16 protein-coding genes are annotated in these 23,623 nt (G+C 63.5%); 14 read left to right on the forward strand and 2 right to left on the reverse strand.

All coding sequences use genetic code 11. From position 1 onward, the window contains the following. The 5 genes from GNZ12_RS35965 to GNZ12_RS35985 form a co-directional block, all read left to right on the forward strand. Nucleotides 1-1,214, forward strand: a 1,214-nt coding sequence (locus tag GNZ12_RS35965) for an efflux transporter outer membrane subunit (protein ID WP_172316726.1), incomplete at its 5' end; no start/stop codon positions are given. A gap of 221 nt (nucleotides 1,215-1,435) precedes the next feature. Further along, nucleotides 1,436-1,840: a MucR family transcriptional regulator gene (locus GNZ12_RS35970; protein ID WP_328806116.1), complete on the forward strand. Its 405-nt coding sequence runs from the start codon at nucleotides 1,436-1,438 to the stop codon at nucleotides 1,838-1,840. A gap of 161 nt (nucleotides 1,841-2,001) precedes the next feature. After that, nucleotides 2,002-2,592 carry a helix-turn-helix domain-containing protein gene (locus GNZ12_RS35975; protein WP_172316727.1) on the forward strand — a complete coding sequence of 197 codons (591 nt, stop codon included), beginning with the start codon at nucleotides 2,002-2,004 and terminating at the stop codon, nucleotides 2,590-2,592. A 2-nt stretch (nucleotides 2,593-2,594) separates the two neighbouring features. Then, nucleotides 2,595-2,993, forward strand: a complete 399-nt coding sequence (locus GNZ12_RS35980; RefSeq protein WP_172316728.1) for a DUF3331 domain-containing protein — start codon at nucleotides 2,595-2,597, stop codon at nucleotides 2,991-2,993. 191 nt (nucleotides 2,994-3,184) lie between these two features. Then, a complete protein-coding gene (locus tag GNZ12_RS35985; RefSeq protein WP_172316729.1) occupies nucleotides 3,185-4,939 on the forward strand; it encodes a LuxR family transcriptional regulator in 1,755 nt (584 codons plus the stop codon). Here the strand turns inward: GNZ12_RS35985 and GNZ12_RS35990 are convergent. After that, entirely contained in the window at nucleotides 4,936-7,989 is a 3,054-nt protein-coding gene (locus GNZ12_RS35990; protein ID WP_172316730.1) for an ATP-binding protein, read from the reverse strand. The two genes, GNZ12_RS35985 and GNZ12_RS35990, sit on opposite strands and share 4 nt — an antisense overlap. Nucleotides 7,990-8,188: 199 nt before the next feature. Between GNZ12_RS35990 and GNZ12_RS35995 the strand changes: the two genes are divergently transcribed. The 7 genes from GNZ12_RS35995 to GNZ12_RS36025 all read left to right on the forward strand — a co-directional run bounded on the left by GNZ12_RS35995 (nucleotide 8,189) and on the right by GNZ12_RS36025 (nucleotide 18,294). After that, nucleotides 8,189-11,287: an ATP-binding protein gene (locus GNZ12_RS35995; RefSeq protein ID WP_172316731.1), complete on the forward strand. Its 3,099-nt coding sequence runs from the start codon at nucleotides 8,189-8,191 to the stop codon at nucleotides 11,285-11,287. A gap of 203 nt (nucleotides 11,288-11,490) precedes the next feature. Beyond that, on the forward strand, nucleotides 11,491-13,203 hold the full coding sequence (locus GNZ12_RS36000; protein ID WP_172316732.1) for a thiamine pyrophosphate-dependent enzyme: 1,713 nt from the start codon (nucleotides 11,491-11,493) through the stop codon (nucleotides 13,201-13,203). A 239-nt stretch (nucleotides 13,204-13,442) separates the two neighbouring features. Beyond that, nucleotides 13,443-14,342, forward strand: coding sequence for a LysR family transcriptional regulator (locus tag GNZ12_RS36005; RefSeq protein WP_172316733.1), 900 nt, complete (start codon nucleotides 13,443-13,445; stop codon nucleotides 14,340-14,342). Nucleotides 14,343-14,473: 131 nt separating this feature from the next. Next, nucleotides 14,474-15,148 carry a histidine phosphatase family protein gene (locus tag GNZ12_RS36010; RefSeq protein WP_172316734.1) on the forward strand — a complete coding sequence of 225 codons (675 nt, stop codon included), beginning with the start codon at nucleotides 14,474-14,476 and terminating at the stop codon, nucleotides 15,146-15,148. 7 nt (nucleotides 15,149-15,155) lie between these two features. Beyond that, nucleotides 15,156-16,172, forward strand: coding sequence for a phosphotransferase (locus GNZ12_RS36015; RefSeq protein ID WP_172316735.1), 1,017 nt, complete (start codon nucleotides 15,156-15,158; stop codon nucleotides 16,170-16,172). A gap of 44 nt (nucleotides 16,173-16,216) precedes the next feature. After that, nucleotides 16,217-16,981: an SDR family oxidoreductase gene (locus GNZ12_RS36020; protein WP_172316736.1), complete on the forward strand. Its 765-nt coding sequence runs from the start codon at nucleotides 16,217-16,219 to the stop codon at nucleotides 16,979-16,981. 68 nt (nucleotides 16,982-17,049) lie between these two features. After that, a complete protein-coding gene (locus tag GNZ12_RS36025) occupies nucleotides 17,050-18,294 on the forward strand; it encodes an acyl-CoA dehydrogenase family protein (protein ID WP_172316737.1) in 1,245 nt (414 codons plus the stop codon). Nucleotides 18,295-18,462: 168 nt separating this feature from the next. Here GNZ12_RS36025 and GNZ12_RS36030 read toward each other — a convergent pair whose 3' ends face one another. After that, complete coding sequence (locus tag GNZ12_RS36030; protein ID WP_172316738.1) at nucleotides 18,463-19,152, reverse strand: TetR/AcrR family transcriptional regulator; 690 nt, start codon at nucleotides 19,150-19,152, stop codon at nucleotides 18,463-18,465. A 63-nt stretch (nucleotides 19,153-19,215) separates the two neighbouring features. On the opposite strand from GNZ12_RS36030, the gene GNZ12_RS36035 reads away from it, so the two are divergent. Together GNZ12_RS36035 and GNZ12_RS36040 are read left to right on the forward strand one after the other, a co-directional pair. Next, nucleotides 19,216-21,345 carry an alpha/beta hydrolase fold domain-containing protein gene (locus tag GNZ12_RS36035; RefSeq protein ID WP_172316739.1) on the forward strand — a complete coding sequence of 710 codons (2,130 nt, stop codon included), beginning with the start codon at nucleotides 19,216-19,218 and terminating at the stop codon, nucleotides 21,343-21,345. Between the two features lie 172 nt (nucleotides 21,346-21,517). After that, a complete protein-coding gene (locus tag GNZ12_RS36040) occupies nucleotides 21,518-23,194 on the forward strand; it encodes a long-chain-fatty-acid--CoA ligase (RefSeq protein WP_172316740.1) in 1,677 nt (558 codons plus the stop codon). Nucleotides 23,195-23,623: the final 429 nt, after the last annotated feature.

Raw genomic sequence — 23,623 nt, forward strand, 5'->3', positions numbered from 1 at the left:
CGCAGGCCAACGCGCAGGTCGAGCTGATCCGCGCGGGGTCCGGTTTGCAGATGTCCGCACTGGCGGAAGCCGATCGCGAGCATGTCTCGGGGCACGGTTTCCTCAGCGCGTATGCGTCGCACGACCCGGCGATCGGCGCGTTCGGGCCGTGGTATTGGACCGGGCTGGTAGGCGTCGACGCGCACTACGACATCGACATCTGGGGCAAGCAGCGCGACCTCGTGCGCGCGGCGATTGGCGAGCAGAACGCGCGGCGTGCGGAGGCGGCGCAGGCCGAGCTCGAGCTCTCGGCAGGTGTCGCGCAGCTCTACTACAGCATCCAGATCACCTACGCGAGCCTCGAGCTGTTGCGGCAGCTTCGCGAAGTGCGCGCCTTCGAGCTCGACACGCGATCAGCGCGGCACGAACGCGGCCTCGAAGCGCTGACACAAACCGCCGAGGCGCGCTCGCAGGTTCTCGCGATCGACCAGCAGATTGCGTCGAGCGAGCAGCAGGTCGTCCACGCGCGCGAGGCGCTGCGTGCGCTGGCAGGCGCCGGTCCCGACGATCTGCCGCCGATCGCGCCGGTGCCGTTGCCGGCGCCGGCGGTCTCGCTGCCGTCGACGCTGTCGTATGAGCTGCTCGCGCGGCGCCCGGATCTGCAGGCGATGCGCTGGCTGGTACAGGCGTCGTTCGACAAGATCGATGCGGCGAAAGCGGCGTTCTACCCGAGCTTCGATATCACCGCGTTTTTCGGATTCAACGCGCTGCGAATGCGCGACCTGTTCATGCATTCGAGCCAGCAGATCAATCTCATTCCCGGCCTCACGCTGCCGATCTTCGACGGCGGCCGCCTGAACGCGAACCTGCACGGCGCGCGCACGGCCAGCAACACGCTGATCGAGCAGTACGACCAGGCGGTGCTCGACGCGGTGCGCGACGTCGCGCAGAGCGGCAGCGAGATCGACGACCTCGACCATCGCGTGCATCTGCAGCATGACCGGATCGACGCGTTGCGCTTCGCGAGCGACAGTGCCGAGGCAAGCTACCAGACCGGCCTCGGCGACAGGACGACCGCGATGCAGGCGAAGGCGCCGGTCATCGTCGGGCGCCTCGAGCTCGTGCAGCTGACCGGCGACGAGATCGAGGCGGGCATCGTGCTGACCCGCGCGCTTGGTGGCGGCTATCGCAGCGACGAGCTGCCGGGGGACCCGGCCGGTACGAACAGGCCCTAGACGGCGAGCGCGCCGGCTTCGTTGCTGCTGCCGGTCGCCCGTGCGAGCGTGGCGACCGCTCTTGCGGGGGATTGATCGCCGTGCCTGCCGACCCTAACGCGACCGATGACCCGCCTGTCATGGAGCCAAATCATGAAGAATCATGATGCTTCGGGAATCCGCACTCCACGTCGGGCAACGCCGCTGTTCCACCCGGAGCAGTTGATCCGTCGAGGCGGATCGTGACGGAGGATATCGATCTGATCGAACTCACCGCCGCAATCGTGGCGAGCTTCGTGTCGTGCAATCCGTTGCCGGCGGCCGATCTGCCTGCGTTCATCTGGAGCACCTACGCCGCGCTGGCGGCATTGCGCACGACGTCGATACCGGCCGCACAGCAGCGGGCGGCGGTGTCGATCGAGGATTCGGTGCGCGACGATTATCTCGTCTGTCTCGAAGACGGACGCCGGCTTAAGTCGCTCAAGCGCTACCTGCAGCGCCACTTCGCGATGACCCCCGACGAATACCGGGCGAAGTGGGGCCTGCCCGCTGACTACCCGATGGTCGCGCCGGCCTATTCCGCGCTGCGCTCGTCAATCGCGAAGCGCCATCCCGGGGGCGCAATCAAGCCGCGTCGCGGGACCTGAGAACGGACGAACGAGGGATGCCGCTCCCGTCGCGCTCACCCGACGGGGGGATGTCGCGCCGCCGCCAGACTGCGCAAGATGGGGACCGTCGACAGCAACCATTTTGCATGGGATCGGAGTAAGTGCTGAAGCGCCAACTCCGATCGACAGCGGAGGCGCACATGTTCACGCAGACACCGAATGCAGCGTGCGGCAACGGGGCGGCAGATTTCGCCGCCGACGGTGGGACCGCACTCGAGGAAGCCGAGCCGGTCGCCGGCGCGTCCCGCCGGCTCGACTCGGACAGCGTCTGCGACGCGATCGTCGCGCGCCTCGTCGCACGGGCTGCCGAGCAAACGCCGCCGTCCGCGCGGCGCGCGGCGTCGCTGCCGAAGTGGCGTCTGCGGCGTGCGCTCGACTTCATCGAAGCGAATCTCGCGCAGCCGATCGGACTTGCCGATGTCGCCGCCAGCACCGGACTCACCCGCATGCATTTCGCCGCGCAGTTCCGCTCGACGACCGGCTATTCGCCGCACGCGTATCTGCTGCGGCGCAGGATCGAGCATGCCCAGATGCTGCTGCGCTCGTCGGCGCTCAGCGTGCTCGACGTCGCGCTCAGTTGTGGCTTCGGGTCGCATGCGCACTTTACGACCGTCTTCGGGCGGATGGTCGGCGAGCCGCCCAACAGCTGGCGGACCCGCATGCGCGGCGAGGGGCCGGTCGTGGAGCCGGTCGTGGCTATCGCCGCGCGCCGGGGCGACACCGGAGTGTGATCATGCAGACCGATCTGGCGGATGACGCATGCTGGTGCGCCGCGTTGCGCCTGCTCGACGGGGGCTCGTGGGAGTGGGCCGCGAGCCGGTTGGCGCCAGGCCTCGAAGCAGCAAAGGTGCCGGCTGCGCAAACCGACGCGCACCGCGAATGCGTGGTGCGCGTGCTCGATCGCGTTTCGGCGAAAATCGTGGTCGTGTACTGGTGTGACGCAACGTCCTGCCGCTACGGCGACCAGCCGTGGAGGGTGGGCGTCTCGAGGCGGCGCGGTCGCTGCGCGTTGTCGGGTGCGCCGATCAAGGCCGGCGACGCGGTCTATCGTCCGCGCCAGGGCCGGCCGAGGCCCGTCAACGCGGCCGCGATGATGCTGGCCTCAGAGGTCGAGCGCGTGTCACCCGGCTGATCACTGGCGCATTACAAATCTCGGTATTGATCGCTTTCGTTTCGGTTGCAGTCTGGCCAATACCGGGCAACAACCCATCCTTTACCAAAAAAGAACCGAATCATCACGCTTTTCCGGACGGTCATCTCTAGTCTGGACGGTACTGTGTTCGTCAAGCGGTTGTGACGATCGGGTGTCCGACGGAGCGTGGAATGAACGAAGCATTTGTCTGCGAGACTGATCAGGAAGCGGGGCATCTTCATCCCCGCGTGGCGCCGCCGCGGGCGCAGCCCGAAGCCCTCGTGATGTGGGCGCTTAATGCCGTTGCGCCCGCGCCGGCGTACGTCGACAAAGTTCAGGTATTGACGCGCGTCGACCGGGAACCGCCTGCGGTGAGTGTGGCGCGCATCCATCTGGATCTTGCGCGCGCGTGGCAGATGCTGATCCGCTGCGAGGCCGCCGAAGCGCTGCTGAGCGCGCAGCGGATTGAAGGGCAGGTCGGCCCATTGCCGGGCCCTGCTGCGGTTGCGGTGCGTTGCGAGATCGCGGCCGTGCGGGCCGCGGCGCTCATGCAGCAGGACGACGCGGGGGCAGCATTGGCCGCTGCGCTTTCCGCCCTGCGGCTCGGCACCGCAACGCCCACCGCGCACGTCGCGCTGACGGTGTGCCGCTGCGCTTACTGGCGCCTCGGCGATCCCGAGAGTTACTACGCGGTGGAACGCCGCGCGCCGGACGGGCAGCCGGGCCGGCTGCGCGCGATCACCACGATGCTCGACCTTGCGCTCGACGCCGCGATCGAATTCGGTCAGATGCATTTCAATGCCGCGCGCTTGCTGGCCGACGACGCGCTTGATGTCGCGCGCCGTTTCGGGACCGGTCCGGCGGCAATCGACGCGCTGCCCGCCTGCGTGATGGCGCAGGTGCTGTACGAGCAGGGCCGCGTCGCCGAGAGCGAGGCGCTGGTCGCGGCACGGCTGCCGGGAATCCGGCAGGGCGGTGCGATCGAAGGCGCGGTGCGTGGTTACGGACTGCTTGCTCGCATCGCCGTGAACCGGCGGCAACCGGGACAGGCGCTCCTGCTGCTGGCCGAGGCGGACGCGCTTGGGATGAAGCGCAACTGGCCGCGGCTGCGCGCTGCCAGCCTCGCGCAGCAGGTCGAGATGCACGTGGCCGCGGATCGCCTCGACCAGGCGGCGCTCTGCGCACAACGGCTCGCCGTGCTGGCCGGGCAATGCGGCGCGGCGAGCAGCAGCGCGCGTTTCGAGATCGCGCGCTACCACGTGCTCGCTCAGGCGCGGCTTGCGCTCGCACAGGCGCATTCCCCGGTATTCGCTCAGGCGTTCCCTCAGGCACCCATCCAGGTATCCGCCGCGGTCGATGTTGCGGCGCTGCGGCAGCTCCACTGCGATACCTTTCTGAGGCGCGATCGATACGGCGCGGTGGCGATCGCGCTGTTGCTGGTCGAAGCGTTGCTGGTCGCCGGGCTGCGCGATGAAGCGGTCGAGGCGCTTGTGACGCTGCTGACGGAGGCGGCTTCGGTGGGGTTGCAGCAGACGCTCGTCGACTGCAGCGAGCGCGTTGCGAAGCTGATCGACGGGATGGTGCGGGGTTCGGTCGTGCCCGCCGGCGACGTCCGCGAGCTGTTTCCCTACGCAGGCGCATTGATGTCGCGACGCCGGCGTGGCACCGCCCATGCGCAACCGGCGTGTGATACGGCACGGGACATAGCACGCTCCGTGGCTGCCATGAGCCTCAGCGAGCGAGAACGCGCGATCATCGGACTGATGGGGCACGGGCTGACCAACAAGCAGATCGCGATCCGACTGTGCATCGCGCCCGAGACCGTGAAGTCGCACGCGAAGCATCTGTACACGAAGCTGTCGGTGAGGAACCGGATTGAAGCGGTGACGCTGGCGAGCCGTCTGGGTCTCGTCCGGCTGTCGTCATGCCGGCACGCCGGTGACTAGCCCGCTTCGAACGTCTCGCGCAGACGATGGCCCGACGGCAGCGTCGCGGCGAGTGCATCCTTCATCGACTTGCTGAGTGTTGCGTGGCGCTTGGCCGCTTGCGTGTCGCCGGCCAACTCGCAGGCGCGGGCAGCCGTGCGATGGATGCGCCAGTCCGCGAGCGGCGTCTGGTAACCACGCGTTGCGTCGAGCGCATGCTGCACGCAGCGCAGCGCATGGTTTGCGTCATGCTGTTCGCACGCGACCCGCGCGCGCATTTCCCACGCGAAGCCTTGCCACGTGCGCTCTTCGATACGGGTCGCCAGCTCGACGAGACGGTCGGCATGGGCGATCGCCGCATCAAGATCGCGCTCTGCGAGTGCGACGCCCGCGAGCCCCCATTCGAGCGGCAGACGCCAGTACCAGTCGAAGATCACCGGCTGCGTGTCCATCCGTTGCAGCACCTGCGTGAGCGCGTCGCGCGCGGCGCGCGCATCGCCAAGGCCGAGCTGTGCGAGCCCGGTCAGCAGCACACAGAGCCGGTATTCGGCCGGCAGGATCGATTTGCCGCTGCCCGGTTCGGGCGACTTGCCGGCCAGCACCTGCGTGCAGGATTGGAGCATGGCCTCGAAATCCATCGCGTGGAACTGCACCCAGCAGCGATAGAGCGTGAGCGTGTCCGCGCCGTACGGGTTGCCGTTGTGCGCGAACATCGTGATCGCCTTGTCGAACTCGCGCTGCGCGCGGCCGAATTCGCCGAGATAGAGCTGCGTCCACGGCACACCCAGATGCACCATCCAGGTCGCGCGCGCCATGTTGAACTCGGGGCGGTTTTCGTCGTTCTCGACGAGGAAATGGTAGTTCGAGACGATCGTGTCCTGGGCTTTCTGGTAGTGCGACGACACGAGACAGACCATGGCGTATTCGCACAGGGACCAGGCGGTCGCGTAGGGATCGTCACCGGCGCGCAGGGGGACGAGCGCGGCCTCGCACCGCGCGATGTCTTCGGCGCACCAGCCGCGCACCCACATTCGCCATACGTAGCAACTGATGCGGGTGCGGGCCTGCTGCTGCGGGTTGGTCTGCCGGTCGCTGAGCGCGAGCGCTTCGTCGATGATCTGGCTGCAGCGCAGCTGGTCGCGCCAGCTATACGTATACGCGAGGCTCATCAGTGCCCGGCTCTGGATGTCGATCAGGCCGTGTTGCGCGGCACGCTCCGCGAGCTGCGCGCAGGTTTCCCGCGCGCGGGAATCGTGGGCCGCCGCGAAGATCGAAGCACGCCCTTCGAGGAATTCCGTTTCCGCCGCAGCGCGGGCTTCACTGGGCAGGTTGGCCGCGAACATCAGCGCGCGGTCGAGGACCGCGAGCGCGTCGTTGTACGCGAGACGCTTCTTCGCCGTCTGGATCGCAATGCGCAGATAGCCGAGCGCACGTTCCCAACGTTTCGCGACGGCGAAGTGCTGGGCGAGTTCGGCGGCGACCCCGCCGCGCTCGTCCGGTGCGAACAGCGCCTCGAGCGCCTCGGCGACGCGCAGATGGGAGCGGGTGGTGCGCAGCAGACCCTGCCGCTCGTAGAAGGTCTGCCGGTACATCGTGTGGCGGAACGCGTAGGTGCTCGCGGCGAGCCCGTCCTCGAGCGTGGACGTCGGCTCGCGCCGGATGAAGCTTTCCTGACGGCAGAGCGCCTCGCAGATATCCTCGAAATGCTCCTGGCTCAAGCCGGCGGCCGGCGCCGCGGTGGTCGCGCTAAACGCGAGGCCGGCGACGCTCGCGCCTTCGAGCGCGCGTTGCTGGTCGTCGGTCAGCCGCTGGATGCGATGCTCGATGACCTGGTTCAACGTGAGCGGCACCTCCAGCCGTACTTCCGAGGGTGACAGATGCAGCTTCCAGCCCTCGGGCGTCGATTGCGCGATGCCTTGTTCGACAAGGTGATCGAGCGTCGCGACCATGAACAGCGGGTTGCCGCCGGAGCGCTCGCGCACCAGCTGAGCGAAGCCGTTCGCGCTGTCGGGCCGAGCGTCGCGCGGGCCGCCCGTGAGATATTCGGCGATTGCGCCTTCGGTCAAGGGTTCCAGCACGATGTCGTGACACAGCTTCTGCAGCCCCAGATCGCGGTTCAGCCGGCACAATGGGTGTTGCGCGAGTTCGGCGTCTTCCGGACGGTACGTCGCAATCACCATCAGACGTGCGCCGCTGCGATGGCGGGCAAGCGCGGACAGCATGTCGACCGTCGAATAGTCGGACCAGTGCAGGTCTTCGAACACCAGCGCGAGCGGCCGCTCCAGCGACAGCGCTTCGAGGAATTCGCAGATCTCCCTCAACATGCGCCCGCTCGCCGCGCCGATCACCTGATGCTGTAGCTCAGCGCGGTATTGCTGCGGCACCGATCCCAGCATCTGGAGGGCCCAGGTCGGCGCGATTGATACGAGCGTGCGGGTGATCATCGGGCCCGCTTCGCTGCGGGTCAGCTGTGTCAGCGCGTCGAGCACCGGGTAGTAAGGCTCGATGCCGCCGTAGCCTTCGACGCAGCGCCCGAGCGACGTCAACACAGTGGCATCGCCATCGAGCGAGTCCAGGAACCGGTTGACGAGCGTCGTCTTGCCGATGCCAGGTTCGCCCGCCACGAACACGATGCGCGATGCGCCATGGCGTGCCTCGTCGAACAGCGTCTTCAACCGGTTCAGTTGCTGCTTGCGGCCAACGAACCCGCCATGGCTGCGCTGGTCTGCCTCGCGCGCGCCGGTGCTGGAACTGGCGGAGAGCGGTGCAATGAAGCAATAGCCGCGGCCGCGATGGGTTTCGATAAACCTTGGACGGGCGGGATCGTCGCCGAGCGCCGTGCGGATGGTCAGCATGTGGGCTTTCAGCACTTCGGGCTGGACATGCACGTTTTGCCAGAGGGCATCGAGGAATTCGTCGTGCGTGATGAGCCGGCCAGCGTGGTCGATCAGGTATTGCAGCATGTCGTAGGCGCGCGGCGCCAACGTGAGCCTGCGGCTCGTGCCGTCGGGCGCACATTGCCAGACGCATCGATTCACTCGATCCAGCCGAAAGGGTGGGAAATCGATCACCTAGGTTCTCCGACGCAGCCGCAACCCGACTTGGTTGCCGCGATTTTATACTGCGGGTGCGGGTCACGCTGACTGGAGCATTCCATTACCCAATCAGGACCAGAAAATCACCCTTCCGGATTTCGAACGCCTTACCCTGACGGGAAAAGTGTGCGTCTCGTCCTGGCAGGCGGGCGCGTTTGTTCTTCAGAGGGTTGGCATGAAGGCTCATTCGAGCAAGCTATCTTCGGTCAGTTTCGAAGGCTTTCGTCTGGATACGGCGAACGAATGCCTTTGGCGGCTGGATTCCGACTCGACACCCGAGCGGATCGACCTGACGCGCAAGACCTTCGGCGTGTTGCGGTTTCTGATCGAGAATCGCGGTGCGCTGATTACCCATGACGCGCTGCTCGAAGCCGTGTGGCCCGATGTGCACGTGCAGCCCGAAGTCGTGAAGAGCCACATACAGATGATCCGGGCACGGCTCGGCGATAGCGCGCAGCGCCCTCGCTACATCGAAACCCTGCGCGGGCGCGGCTATCGTTTTGTCGCGCCCGTCAGGGTCCCTGCAACGGAGTCCGTGCCGGCCGTTAGCGAGGAGAGCTTCGGCCGCTTTGCCGGGCGCACGAGCGAACTGCAGCAACTGAGTGCAGCCATGGACCTGGCCCGATCCGGAAGCGGCCAGGTCGTGGTGGTTGCCGGTGAGCCGGGCATCGGCAAGACAGCGTTGCTCAAGCAGTTCGTTGCCGCCCAACGGTTCGAACCTGACGATGCGTGGGTCGCTGAAGGGCATTGCGTCGAGGGCTATGGCGGCACGGAACCGTTTTATCCGGTTCTGCAGGCTCTCGGGCAACTTTGCCAGGGAACCGGCGGCAGCGAAGTCGTGAAAGCGCTGGTGACGCTGGCGCCCACGTGGGCATGGCAGCTCCCGGGCCAGGTGGCGAGTCATGTGCGCGAGTCCCTCCATCGGCAGCTCCCTGGCGCGTCGCGCGAACGCATGCTGCGGGAGATCCGGGGCTTGCTGAGCTTTCTGACGCAGACGCAACCGCTACTTCTGATATTCGAAGATCTTCATTGGGCCGACTACTCAACCATCGATTTTCTGGCGGCGCTGGCGCGCCAGCCAGGCGCGCTGCGCCTGATGGTCGTCGCCACTTACCGGCAGGACGAGGCGGCGCTGGCCGAACACCCCATCGAGCAACTGCACCACGAGCTTTCGCTGAGGGGCCTATGCCGGGAGCTGGCGCTTGGACCATTGCCGCGCGACGCAGTGGTTGCGTGGCTGACAGATCGCGATCACGCCGACCCTGCCGAGGCAGAACTGTCTTATCTCATCGCGCAACGTTGCGGCGGGAATCCACTGTTTATGCGGGCGACCCTCGCAGATCTCGTGGAGCGCAACATGCTCCGCAAGACGGCGACGGGCTGGCGGCCGCTGGCGCCGATGGCGACGATCGGCGCGGCAGCGCCACACACGATAACCCGGACGCTCGAGGGTAGAATCCGGCGCCTCGGCGCCGACGAGCGTAATCTGCTTGAAGCCGCTAGCGTTGCGGGGCTCTGCTTTTCTTCGGCGACTGTGGCCGAGGCCGCGGGTCTGTCGACGGAGCAGTTCGACGATCTCTGCGAGGCGCTGGCGCGCAACCAACGCTTTATTCAACGTTGCGGAGTGAAGCGCTTACCCGACGGGGAAGCGGCGGCGATGTTCTGTTTCGACCATGCCCTCATTCGCCACGCGTTCTATGGACGTCAAGGGCTGACTCGCCGCTCCCGTTTGCATCGGCAAATCGCGGAACGGCTCGAGGCGATCTATGCTCTCGATCAGAGAGCGGAGGTGGCATACGAGCTTGGACACCATTTCGCTGACGCGAGAGACTGGCTCAAGGCGATCGACTATCTACGCATGGCGCTGCAAACCGCGAAGGTTCGCTTTGCGTATCGCGAGGCGCAGTCGATTCTCGACTTTGCCGCTTCGCTCACCGCGAAGTTGCCGGCTGATTTGCGTCCGCTTAAAAGCTTTGAGTTTGCCGAGGCGCGCGCATCGCTTTACGCTGCAGCGCATGATCCGCGCGCCGAGGCCGCCTGGATCGAACTGGAGGAACAGGCACGCACGATTGGCCGGCTCGATGCGCAATTGCGCGCCATGCTCGGCCTCGCCTACGTCTTTAGCTGGAGCGACAGGCAACGTTGCATCGAGATGCTAAACGAAGCGCTGACGCTGAGCGCATCGCATCCCGACCTGCGCGTCAGTGCGCTGGTGCGCGTGAGTGCCTACGTACGCCGTATCTGGACCGACGGCTGGTCGCATGCCGATCTGACTGAGTGCGAGACGGCGATGCGTGCGCTGCGCGAGACGGGGGATCCCTTGCCGATCGCCCGGGCGAATATGGAATACAGCATGCTGTGCATCATTTCCACCCGGTATCGCGAAGCGCTCGGGACGGTGCGGGCGAATTACCAGATTCTCTTCGAGCATGCGGTGGAACATCCGGGCTTCGACCTCGCGAGGGCGACGTGGATGCTCCGGTTGGGTACGTCGTGGGCTCAGCTTTTCCTCGGCGAGTTAGGCCGGTCGATGGAATCGTTCGACCAGGGTATGGCTTCGTTCCACGAGAATGGCGACTATTTTGCGGCCCGCACGCTCGAAGTCTATCGGGGTTGGTTGCTCGTGCACACGATGGACTACGAATCAGTCATTGAAATGTACGAACGCTTCGTGCCGGCTTCAAACTCGTCCGCTCGGGCGGTCGAAACCGACTCCGGCGCACTGCTGCCCGTGCAACACCGTGCGTGCATCGTGCTCGCGGGCCTCGCGTATATAGGATTGGAGAACGGCGCACGCGCCTCGGCGCTGTTTGCGGAAGCGCAACGACAGCTGGACGCCACGCCCATCATGTTCGACTGGTACTGGCGACTGGCAATCGAATGGGGTACCTCGGAGGCCGCGATGATGGCGGGCGACTATCGTACCGCCCGATCGCGCGCCCAGGTGTTCCTCAGGCTCGCCCTCGCCACCGAAGACCGGACGTGGCAGGCTCTCGCCTGGGAAGTCGTTGCCCGAGAGGCGCTCGCGAGTGGCGATCCGGTCATTGCACTCGAGCACATCAACGCCGCGTTCGCGGCCACGGCAGGATTCGAAACCCCGCTGGCGGACTGGCGGCTTCACCGCACGGCGGCCGCGATTCACGAGGCCTGCGGCGACGCCGAACAGGCGGATGTGCAACAGCGCCATTTCATGTCGACGCTCGAACGGTTGTCGAATTCCTTGCCGCGGGGCGGTCAGATCGGCTGGCGTCTGCTCGCTTTTTCAACAAGCTGATGGATGCTTCAGGCGTGAGGCACGGGGGAGCCGTCAGAGTGTCGATCCCCCGGCGGGGTGATATCGGCTGATAGGGCGTCCATGCAAGATAAGTGAATCGTCAAACCGATGAACTCAGTGCGGCCGGAGGTTAAGAACTGCGGCCTGCGGTTCATAACGGTGGCGGATCATTTCATGCGTGGAGCACCTTCAGGAGAGCAGACGTGAGCAAAAAAGTTGCGGAAGTCATTGTGGACACGCTCGCCGCGGCGGGCGTCAAGCATTGCTACGGGATCGTGGGGGACACGCTGAATCTCATCGCTCACCACATCAACGAGAGCGACATCGAGTGGGTCCATGTGCGCCATGAGGAGGCGGGGGCGTTCGCCGCCGAAGCCGAAGCCATGCTGACCGGCAACCTCACCGCCGTGGCGGGAAGCTGCGGCCCTGGCAGCCTTCACTTCATCAACGGCCTGGTGGATGCCAACCGCAATCGGGCGCCGGTTATCCTGATCGCAACCCAGGTCGCGAGCGAGGAACTTGGCTTTAACTTTCCGCAGGAAGTCGACTTCAAGGCGATCTACGGATCGTGCAGCGTGTTCTGCGACATGATCATTACGCCGGAGCAGGCGCGCCGCAAAACCGTGATTGCCTGTCAGACCGCCATTGCAAAGGGTGGCGTCGCTGTGTTGATCGTTCCGGTCGACATCGCGCATGCCAATACGAGCGATGAGGTCCCGTATTCGGTCCACACGAATGTGCCCGTTGTCCGGCCGAGTGACGCGGACCTCGACCGTGTCGCCGACATCCTCAATTCGGGCGGCGACAAGATCGCGATCTATGGCGGCTCGGGATGCCGTGGCGCCCACGCCGAAATCCTGGCGGTTGCCGAGCAGCTCAAGGCGCCTATTGCACATACGTCCCGCGCAAAAGACGCGCTGGAACATGACAACCCGTACAACGTCGGCATGACCGGTATTATCGGCGGCGAAGCGGGCTATCTGGCGGTATCCGAATGCGAGACCTTGCTGTTGCTGGGCGCCGACTTCGCGTGGCGGCAGTTCTATCCGGAGAGGGCCAAAATTGTTCAGATCGATATGGCGCCCGATCATCTCGGCCGCCGGCATCCGGTTACGTTAGGGCTGGTCGGGGATATCAAGGCCACGATGGAGGCGTTGTTGCCGCGCCTCAAGCCGCGCACGTCAACCGAGTTCGGCGACAAGCTCGTCGAGCGGCATGCCAGCGCGCTGGAAACCCACCGGTCCAAGGCCGTCGCGTCGAACCGCGGAACGATTCCGCCCATCTATCTGACCGAGTTGATCAACCGGTATGCAGCCAGCGATGCACTCTTCTGCGCCGACGATGGAACGCCCACTGTCTGGCTTTATCGGCATATCCAGACGAACGGAAAACGCCGGGTGTTTTCGAGTCTGCTCCACGGCACGATGGCGGCGGCCTTGCCGATGTCAATGGGGCTGCAGAAGTGCCAGCCCGGACGCCAGGTGATCTCCATGTCCGGCGACGGCGGTCTCGCCATGCTGTTCGGTGAGCTCATGACGGTCGTGCAGGAGAAGCTGCCCGTCAAGGTGGTGGTGTTCGACAACGGCAAGCTTGGATTTATCGACATCGAACAGAAGTCCGAAGGCATGCTCCCGCTCTACACGGGCCTGCAAAATCCGGACTTCGGCAAGGTCGCCGAGGCGATGGGATTGTGGGGGCGCACGGTGTCGAAAGCCGACGAGCTCGAAGAGGCCGTTATCACATGGTTGAACCAACCCGGCCCCGCGCTTCTGAACGTCAAGGTCGACACGATGACGCTCGTGATGCCGCCGAAGTTCGAGTGGGGTTCTGCTTACGGAATGGTCCTGTATTCCGCGAAAGCCATGCTGCAGGGGCAGTCCGCCGACGTGTTCGCCATGATCCGCGAAAATTTATAGGACTTAGGCGGTAAGCGGGGCGGGCAGACGGCGCGATCACGCTCTCGACGATCGCGCAGAAGCGCAGGATAAGCGCGCGCGACATGTCCTCATTTCCCTGTTTGGCTGTCTTGCCCCGGCGGGAGTAGACTCGCCGGGGTTGCTCCGTGATACCACGCCGATCGTCGCTTTGCGCCGATATTTGCGCGTGAACAAAAGGAGTAGGGAAACCAGTTTGAGTGGCGTCGGGGAATTCGAGAATGCGTCTGTCCAAGGTTGATCTGAATCTCTTCGTGGTCTTCGAAGCCGTCTACAGAACGCGAAACCTGACGCGCGCAGCGGAGATGCTGTTCATCACCCAGCCTGCTGTCAGCAATGCGTTGGCGCGGATGCGCAAGGCATTCGACGATCAGCTTTTCGTCAGTACGTCGGCCGGCATGATGCCGACGCCCGCTTCGGAAAACATCATCGGCCAGGTTCGTGAGGCGCTGCAGTTGCTCGACTCGAGCACCCACGTCGGAGGGCGCTTCGATCCCGCCTCGTCGGAGCGTACGTTCCGGCTTAGCATGACCGACCTCACGGAGGCACTCCTTCTGCCGGCACTGGAGGAGGTATTGCAGCAACTGGCGCCCGGCATCCGCATCGAAAGCTACTTTACGACGCGCAGAGAGGTTCCGGAAGCGCTAGCCAGCGGGGCGGTCAATCTCGCGATCGACGCGCCGCTGATTGATGACCCCTACCTCGAGCAGGAGCCGCTGGGCCGCGACCGTTATGCATGCATGCTGCGCCACGACCATCCGTTCACAAAAAAGAAACTGACGATCGATGACTACCTCAGGTTCGGTCATATCCACGTATCCAGCCGCCCCCAGGGGTCGGGTCTCGTCGACGCGGAACTGAACAGGCTGGGTCTCCGGCGATCGATTCAGACGCGGGTTCAACACTATCTGGTCGCCCCCTTGATCGCGATGCGAACCGATCTCGTCCTCACGGCCCCACTTGTGCTGCTCCAGCGGTATGACGCGCGAATCCTGGCGCTGCCGTTCGATCTTCCGGATCTTCAGTCTCATTGCTACTGGCATCGAAGCGTGACCGGGGACCCGGCTCATCGTTGGCTGCGCGAGCAGATTGGCCGCCTCATGCGTGAAATGCACCAGTAGCCGGGGCTTGTGGGGCGTACGGGGTCTACGCGCCAGGTGTCACGAAAACTTATAGCGGACTATCACAACAATCAATTTCCTGAATGTCGCGGCACTGGGTATTCTGCTAGTCATGTTGAAGCGAGGATGGCATGGCAGAACTCTATCTTGTACGGCATGGTCAGGCGTCTTTCGGCGCCGAAAACTATGACGAACTCTCTCCTTCCGGTCGTACCCAATCAGGTTGGCTCGGCGAGTACTTCGCGCAGGCGAACTTGCGGTTCGATCGCGTTGTCATCGGCACGATGCAGCGGCATCGGCAAACTGCCGATGGAATTCTCGCCGCCATGGGTGACCCGCAAGTCGAGATCGCGCAAGACGCGGGTCTGAACGAATACGATTTCGAGGCCCTGTTCGGAGCCCTCGGCGAAGCGGGCTTGCCGTCAGGTTTGTCGCCGGCAAGTTCAAAGAAGGACTTTTACAAAGGGCTCCGGCAAGTGCTGCAGCTTTGGGCCGATGACCGCTTGCCGGGCCGTGTTCCAGAGACATGGCAGCAATTCCAGGCGCGTGTCCAGCGCGCGCGCCTCGACATCCAGCGGGCTGGCGGCAGGCGCGTTCTGGTGGTGAGTTCGGGTGGTCCGATCGCGGTAACGGCACAGCAGGTTCTGCAGGCGCCCGCTGCGAGCGCGATTGCACTGAACCTGCAGATTCGAAACAGCAGCGTTTGCCAATATGTCTTTAACGACGACGCGATGTCGCTAGTCAGCTTCAATTCAGTGCCTCATCTCGAACATGCCGAGAGGCGTGAATTTGTCACTTACGGCTGATCTTTACATGAATGCCCATCTTCAATTCGACACCGAAGATCTCACACGTTATCTGACGGTGCACGTCCCTGGGTTTCAAGGGCCGTTGTCCGTCGAGAAATTTCCCGGCGGACAATCCAATCCGACGTTTCTTTTGAAGGCGCAAAGCGGTCACTACGTGCTGAGGCGTCAACCGCCCGGCGAACTGCTCAAGTCCGCCCATGCCGTTGATCGTGAGTTTCGCGTGCTGTCGGCGCTTGGCCGAACAGCGGTCCCGGTCGCCCGTGCGTATCACCTTTGCGAGGACCGTGACGTTATCGGTAGCCTGTTTTACGTCATGAGCTACGAAGACGGGCGAATCTTCTGGAATCCGGCGCTGCCTGAAGTACCCGTCGAGGAGCGCGGCTCTATCTACGACGCACTGCTCGGCACGATGGCGGCTCTCCACGACGTGGATATCGACGAAGCCGGATTGTCGGACTACGGCCGCCCGGGCGACTATTTCGCGCGTCAGATCGACCTGTGGACCCGGCAATATCGCGCCGCGCAGACCGATACCCTGGAGCCGATGGAGTCGCTGATCGCGTGGCTGCCTGCCCACTGTCCGGCGGAAACCGGCAAGCCTTCGCTTGTGCACGGCGATTTCCGTATCGACAACCTCATTTTCATGCGCGGCGAACCGCGAGTTCGCGCGGTTCTCGACTGGGAGCTCTCCACGCTCGGCAATCCTCTGGCTGACATCGCGTACTTCTGCATGTGTTTGCGGCTTCCGCCCGGCAGTCATATCGCCGGACTCGCGGGCCTGAATCGAGGGGCGTTGGGGGTGCCGGACGAGGCGTCGATTGTCGAGCGGTATAGCGAGCTCCGGGGCATTTCATCGATTGAGAACTGGAACTTCTACCTGGCGTTCAGCTTCTTCCGACTCGCCGCTATCGCACAGGGCGTGAAGAAACGGGCCTTGAGCGGTAACGCATCGAATCAAAAGGCCCGGCAGGTGGGGGAGATGGCTGGAGTGCTGGCGAAGATGGGCATGGACCTGATCTGAAGGCAGGCAGGAAACACGGAAACGTAGAAGGATGGAGACTGATTGTGACTACTAATTTGTTTGACCTGAAAGGGAAGATTGCGCTGGTGACGGGCGCGAGCCGCGGTATCGGTGAGGAGATCGCCAAACTGCTCGCCGAGCAGGGTGCCCACGTGATTGTGTCGAGCCGCAAGCTGGAAGATTGCGAATCTGTGGCACGCGAGATCAGCGAAGCGGGCGGGAACGCGGAAGCCAAAGCGTGCCATGTCGGGCGCGTCGAGGACATTCACGCGATCTTTGCGCATATTCGTGCACAGCATGGCCGTCTGGATATCCTCGTCAACAACGCGGCGGCGAATCCGTATTTTGGCCATATTCTCGACACCGATCTGTTGTCCTTCGAAAAGACGGTGGAAGTCAATCTGCGCGGTTACTTCTTCATGTCCGTGGAAGCGGGCAAGTTGATGCGGGAGCACGGTGGCGGTGCGATCGTCAACACGGCTTCGGTCAATGCCTTGCAGCCTGGCGACAAGCAGGGAATCTACTCGATCACCAAAGCGGCCGTTGTCAACATGACGCGGGCATTCGCGAAGGAGTGCGGGCCGTTGGGAATTCGCGTGAATGCGCTGCTCCCCGGATTGACCAAAACCCGCTTTGCGGGGGCACTCTTCGCCGATCAGGGCACGTACGAAAGCTGGATGTCGCGCATCCCGCTGCGGCGTCACGCGGAACCTCGCGAGATGGCGGGGACCGTGCTTTACCTGGTGTCCGATGCTGCGAGCTATACCAATGGAGAGTGCATCGTCGTTGACGGTGGACTGACGATCTAGTCAAGGGGTCGACGCACGGGCTTGACCCATGCGTCGACGGCATGAATCACGATTCTGGAAGAGTAAAAATGGACTTTGCATACAGCCCGAAAGTCGAAGCGCTGCGCTCACAGCTGCGTACGTTCATGGACACGCATATCGTTCCGCGCATCCGGCAGTGGCACGACGAAGTGAGTGCGGGTCAATATCCGGTTTCCTTTATGGAGACCTTGAAGGAGCAGGCGCGTGAGGAGGGGCTCTGGAACCTGTTTCTGCCGCATCTGCGCGATGACGAGCCCGGTACCCGCCTCACCAATCTCGAGTACGCGCCGCTCGCTGAAATCATGGGGCGGGTGTCGTGGGCTTCCGAGGTGTTCAACTGCAATGCGCCGGACACGGGCAATATGGAGTTGCTCCATATGTTTGCCACGCCGGCCCAGCGCGAGCAGTGGCTCAAGCCCCTTCTCGACGGCAAGATTCGCTCCGCGTTTGCGATGACGGAGCCGGCTGTGGCCTCCTCGGACGCGACCAATATCACGACGTCGATTCGTCGTGACGGTGATGACTATGTCATCGACGGCCGCAAGTGGTTCATCACGAACGCCGCCCACCCGAATTGCGAGATCTTCATCGTGATGGGCAAAACGGATCCGGACGCGCCGAGTCACAGTCAGCAGAGCATGATTCTCGTGCCTCGCGATACACCCGGCGTCAAAGTGATCCGCAATATCTCGGTGGTCAATCATGTGGCGCCGGAAGGGCACTGCGAAATCGAGTTCAAAGGCGTGCGCGTACCCCGGTCGAATCTCCTCGGCGAAGAGGGTAGCGGCTTTGCGCTCGCGCAGGCGCGTCTCGGACCGGGACGGATTCACCACTGCATGCGTTCGATCGGCGCCGCGGAATTGGCGCTCGAGTTGATGGTGGAGCGGGCCCAGGCGCGCACGGCATTCGGAAAGCCGCTGTTTAAGCATGGGACGGTCGCCGAATGGATCGCGAAGTCACGAATCGAAATCGATCAGGCGAGGCTCTTTGTTCTCAAAGCCGCGTGGATGATCGACAACGTGGGGGCGAAGGCGGCGCGCAAGGAGATCTCGATGATCAAGGCGCTCGTGCCGGGTGTTCACACCGCCGTTTGCGATCGGGCGATGCAGGTGTTTGGCGCGATGGGTCTGAGCCCCGACACGCCATTGGCCGATAGCTGGACGTGGGGCCGTGCGTTGCGCTTCGCGGATGGCCCGGACGAGGTTCACCTGCAGAGCATTGCACGCATGGAACTCAAGGCGCAGCCCTATGAGCCGGGGAAGGAGAATCCCTACCTGACGGCGTCGGTGTAACGTATAGCGGCAGTTTCAAAGCTTTGCATGGGACCCGAGCGCGCTGCGTGGGACCGGAGTAAGTGCTAATGCGCCAACTCCGGTCGACAGCTAAAGCGTGAACTCGGGTCGACAGCGTGACCTTGCGAAGGGAGCCTTGGGTTTCCAGTGCGTTGTCGTGACCACTGACTAACGCTGGCCGTCAGATCCCCCCAGCAAGGACCGCGTCTCTTCCGATGGCTCCGCAGTGAGTACGCTTTCAAAGCTGTCCATCAAGCTGGACACCGCGTATCGTGGGGACCAGAGCGCGCCCGAATCGCCACTGTCCCGACTCGCTTCCCACGCTGCCAGCGAGGCATTGCCGTAGATGCTGATGAGCGACAGCCGGTGATCGACGATTGCCGGTGGAATATCGGCAAGCAGATTCCGAAGCAGGTCGTTGCAACGCTGATAGCCCAGATTCCACTTGTTTTCCAGCGCCTCCCGCAAGAACGCGCGATTGTTCAACTGCAAGTTGGCGATCATGCGGATGTACGTCGCTTGACCCGTACGATCCGCTAGCTCAAGCATCGGAAAGAGCAGCGCGCCTAATACCGCCCGCACGTTTATCCCCGCCTCTACATCCAGTCTGTCGAGCCGCGCCTGACGATCTTCGTCGATCAGGCGCGCGCCGTCGACGACCAGCTCACGGGCCAGTTCCAGTTTGTTCCCGAAGTAGTAGCGCAGCGAGGCGCTGTTGCGCTGCCCTGCGGCGGAGATGATGTCCTGCACGGACACGCCGTCCAATCCGCGTAGCGCGAACAGGCGCTGAGCTTCTTCTTTTAAGCGAATTCGTGTCTCCGCCCCATCCGAGCGAAGGGTTTTCCCTGGCATCATCATTACTTTACCGTGTCGAGTTAATTAACTACACTGGGTTAATTAACCCAGTTGGAGAAACTTAGCATGAAAGTGATCGTTGTTGGAGGAGGCATTGGTGGGCTCACAACCGCTCTGGCGTTGCTGCGCCACGGTATTGAGCCGATTGTACTGGAGCGCGCGCCGCAACTGACCGAGGTCGGCGCGGGCATCCAGATCGCTGCGAACGGCACGATCGTGCTGCGGGAATTGGGGCTCGAGCCGGCGCTGGCGAGCATTGCGACCGTGCCGGCTGGCTTTGATTACCTCGAGTTGTCGACGGGACGCCGCCTGTACTACGCCCCGCTCGGTGAGGAAGCAGCGGCACGTTATGGCGCGTTGCTTTACAACGTCCACCGCGCCGATCTGATCGAGTTGCTCGCGAAGGCCTTGCCGCCCAAGGTGGTCCGGCTGGGTGCGCAATGCGCGTCGGTGTCGCAGGACGACGAGGGCGCCTACGTCACCCTGCAAGACGGCGAAGTGATTCGTGCCGACGCCGTGATCGGCGCGGATGGCATTCACTCCGCCGTTCGGACGGCCCTCCGGGGACCCGAGGAGAAACAGTTCGCCAACATCCTGATGTGGCGCGCGCTGATTCCGGCAGACCGGCTTCGTGGGCTGAACCTGCCGGTGGCGGGGAACAACTGGTTCGGCATTGGCCGCAATATCGTCTCGTACTGGGTTCGCCCGGACCTCTACAGCGTTCTCGCGTCGGTGCCGGCAACCGAAGTGAGCCGCGAGTCCTGGACGCAAGCAGGCGACGTCGCGCAACTGCGCCGCGCGTTTGAAGGTTCCGAGCCGACCGTCCAGAAAATGCTGGAAGCCGTCGACTCGACTTTCATCACGGGGATGTACCACCGGGATCCGATTGAACACTGGGCCACCGGACGGATCGCGCTGCTCGGCGACGCCGCGCATGCGATGGTGCCTTATCTTGCGCAAGGCGCCTGCCAGTCGATCGAAGATGCGTGGGTCCTTGCCACCTGTCTCAAGAACCATGGCCCGGCCGGCGTTCAGGACGCGCTGCTGGAATACGAACGGCGCCGCCAGCCGCGTACGACGCGGATTCAGGCGGGCGCGCGCTTTGTCGTCGATTGGGCCCATGAGCCCGACGAGGCACGGGTACGCCAGCGGAACGGACGGCTGAAGGGACTCTCGCGTATCGATCCGCTGGCCGAGGCTTCGTGGTCGTTCGCCTGGGGGCACGACATCCTTAAGGCCGTCAAACTGCCGCCGGGCGAGGTGGTGGGTTTGAGCGCGGCACGCGAAGGAAAGCGGATGGCACGCCCCGAGAGCCAGCGCGCTTTCGATCTCTGGAAGGGTGTGTTCAAGCCGGATGACATCGCGCGTGGCGACCGGGGGCAGCGTGCAGCCTACGAACGGTTCCTTTTGGAGCAGTTCCCGGCGCCGGCAAGCACCGAAGTGACAGACGTCGATCTTGACGGCGTGAGCGCGTTGCGCGTGGTTGCGCCGGGAGCAGGGCAGAAGGCGACCGTACTGCACTTCCATGGCGGCGGCTACGTGCTGGGTTCGGCGAAGAGCTCGGTTGAATACGCAAGCCGTCTCTCACACGCGCTGAACGGTCCGTGCTACACGGTCGACTACCGCCTCGCGCCCGAGCATCCGTATCCGGCGGCATTCGATGACGCATTCAGCGCCTATCGCGGCTTGCTTGCTGCGGGCGTCGATCCGTCGACGGTCTTCCTGAGCGGAGAATCGTCCGGCGGCGGCCTGGCTCTGGCGCTGGCTGCTGCGCTACGTCGCGCCGGCCTGCCGTTGCCAGGCGGCGTCATTGCGATCTGCCCGCTCACCGACCTCACGCTGAGCGGCCCCTCCGTCAAGGCGAATTCGGGCGACGACCCGGCCGCGAATCGCGAGACGCTTTCCAACCTCGTCGCGTCCTACTTCCAGGGCCACGAGCCGACCGATCCGATGGTGTCGCCGCTGTTCGCGGATCTCGCCGACCTTCCGCCGGTGTTCCTTTCGGCCGTGGAGGGCGAGGTACTGGAAAGCGACACGACTCGTTTTGCGGAGCGGGCAAAGGCAGCCGGCGCGAACGTGCAATTGAAGATGGTGGCCGATTCGGTTCACGTCTTCACGCTCTTCCCGTTCTTGCCGGAAACCGCTGAGACGCTCGAAGAAATCGGCTGGTGGAGCCGCCAGCTCCTTCAGAAGTAGCGAGACGCATCCGCCTCGCGCACGTCGCCAGGAACGGACACGACAACCTGCTTACGCGTCGCTGCCGTGAGCAGATCCTGCTTGCGTCACGGGCGATTTGCCCGTGACGCAAGCAATCGGTTTCAAGGCGCTACGCCATCTCACTGCATTTCGTTTCATGCCCGGAGTAGATATGACGGCAACATCAACGCGTCGGCTGACCGACGTGTCGCGGCAACTATCCGTGCCGCAGACATCGCTGTACACCAATCTCGAAGCCTCCTCGATCCGCCATCCGGACAAGGCTGCGATCCTTTACTACGGCAGTACCGTAAGCTACCGGCAATTGCGATCTGAAGTCGATGCAATGGCGGGATTTCTGCAGCAGCACTGCGGCATCGCCCGCGGTGACCGCGTCGTCCTGTACATGCAGAACAGTCCGCAGTTCGTCATCGCCTTTTATGCGGTGCTGCGCGCGGATGCGGTAGTCGTGCCCGTCAATCCGATGAACCGGACATCGGAGCTGCAACACATACTCGAAGATAGCGGGGCTAGGGTCGCGTTCGTCGGTGAAGAACTCATGGGGCACGTACGGCCGCTGTTGGGCCGGCACGTGGACTATGTGATCCCTGCACGTTATGCCGACTATCTTCGCGACCAGACCGATCTGCCGCTGCCCGACGTTCTGACATCGTCCGGGCTGCAGCCCCATGCAGAGTCCATAGACAGTCATGCTGCCCTCATCGGCTGGAACGATGCGCTCTCGCGCGCGTGTATTCCGTGCGGCCACGAATCCCGGCCCGAGGATCTGGCGGTCATTCCGTATACGTCCGGCACGACCGGTCGCCCCAAAGGGTGCATCCATACACATCGTAGCGTCATGCATTCAACGGTCTCGTGCGCTGAATGGCCGAGCCTCGCGAGCGAGAGCGTGATGCTGTGCTCCGTGCCGTTGTTTCACGTCACCGGCATGCAGAACTGCATGAATATGCCGATCTACATCGGCGCCACGATGGCGATCATGACCCGCTGGGACGCGCAATGTGCCGCGCGCGTGATCGAACGCCACCGCGTAAGCACATGGATCATGGTTCCCACGATGCTCATCGACCTGCTGAATCTGGCGGACGTCGACAGGTTCGACCTGAGCTCTATTGCGTACCTGAGCGGCGGCGGTGCCGCGATGCCGCAGGCTGTCGCGCAGCAGATAGAGACGCGTTGGGGCATCCCGTACGTGGAAGGGTATGGCCTCACCGAGACGATGGCGGCGACCCATATCAATCCGCCGAAGCAAAGCAAGCAACAGTGCATGGGGGTGCCGGTTTTCAGCACGGATTCACTCGTCGTCGATCCCGAGACGCTCGACCCTCTCGGCGAAGGAGAAACAGGCGAAATTCTCGTCAGCGGACCTCAAGTCTTCGACGGGTATTGGAAATCGGCCGAAGCCACGCGAGAAGCATTCGTTCTGATCGACGGGAAGCGCTACTTGCGCACGGGAGATCTCGGCTATGTAGATCGGGACGGATACTTCTTCATCGTCGACCGGCTCAAGCGCATGATCAACGCCTCCGGCTACAAAGTCTGGCCGGCCGAGGTCGAGGCCATGCTGTTCGAACATCCCGCCGTACAGGAAGCGTGTGTCATTGCGACTCACGATCCGCGTCGAGGCGAGTCGGTCAAGGCGGTCATCGTGCTTCGGAACGGTGAGCGCGCGACGCAAGACGAAATTGTGTCGTGGGCTCGCGAGCGCATGGCGTCCTATAAGGTTCCGCGCGTCATTCAGTTTGCCGCCAGCTTGCCCCGCACCGCGAGCGGAAAGATCCAGTGGCGGCTACTGCAGGAAGAGGAGGCGCGGAGTCGACACGCTTGATCCGAAGCTCACCGGCTGGATTGATCCGTTGCCCGCGCGATGTGTTTTCACGACACCGCCAGGGTTATCCCGCACGCCTCGTCAACGCGGCGGAATAAGGCGCGGCGCAGTGGCCGACGCGTTCATGGCGCGCAAAGTAAGTTTTCTGGCAGTTGTGGTCAACGTTTCCGGGCACCGTGTGGTTGTGGACACAACGCCTTGATCGGAGTGGGTGCCGTCAGAGGGTGAGGTTCTCGTCGAGCCGGCAGGCGGATCAAGTCATGTCGGCCCATCGAGTCACGCAACAAGAAGAACTCAAGCGCGTGTACTCAGCCGGCAATGAATGAGCCGTAAATAGGGTTCATATAGTTCGTAGTGCGACATAATCATAAAATTGGAGTCTTTGTATGACGAAGGTAAGGAGATTGGCTGGAAAAGAGCGGCATCGAC

Source organism: Paraburkholderia solitsugae (assembly GCF_013177695.1).
Taxonomy (GTDB): Bacteria; Pseudomonadota; Gammaproteobacteria; order Burkholderiales; family Burkholderiaceae; genus Paraburkholderia; species Paraburkholderia solitsugae.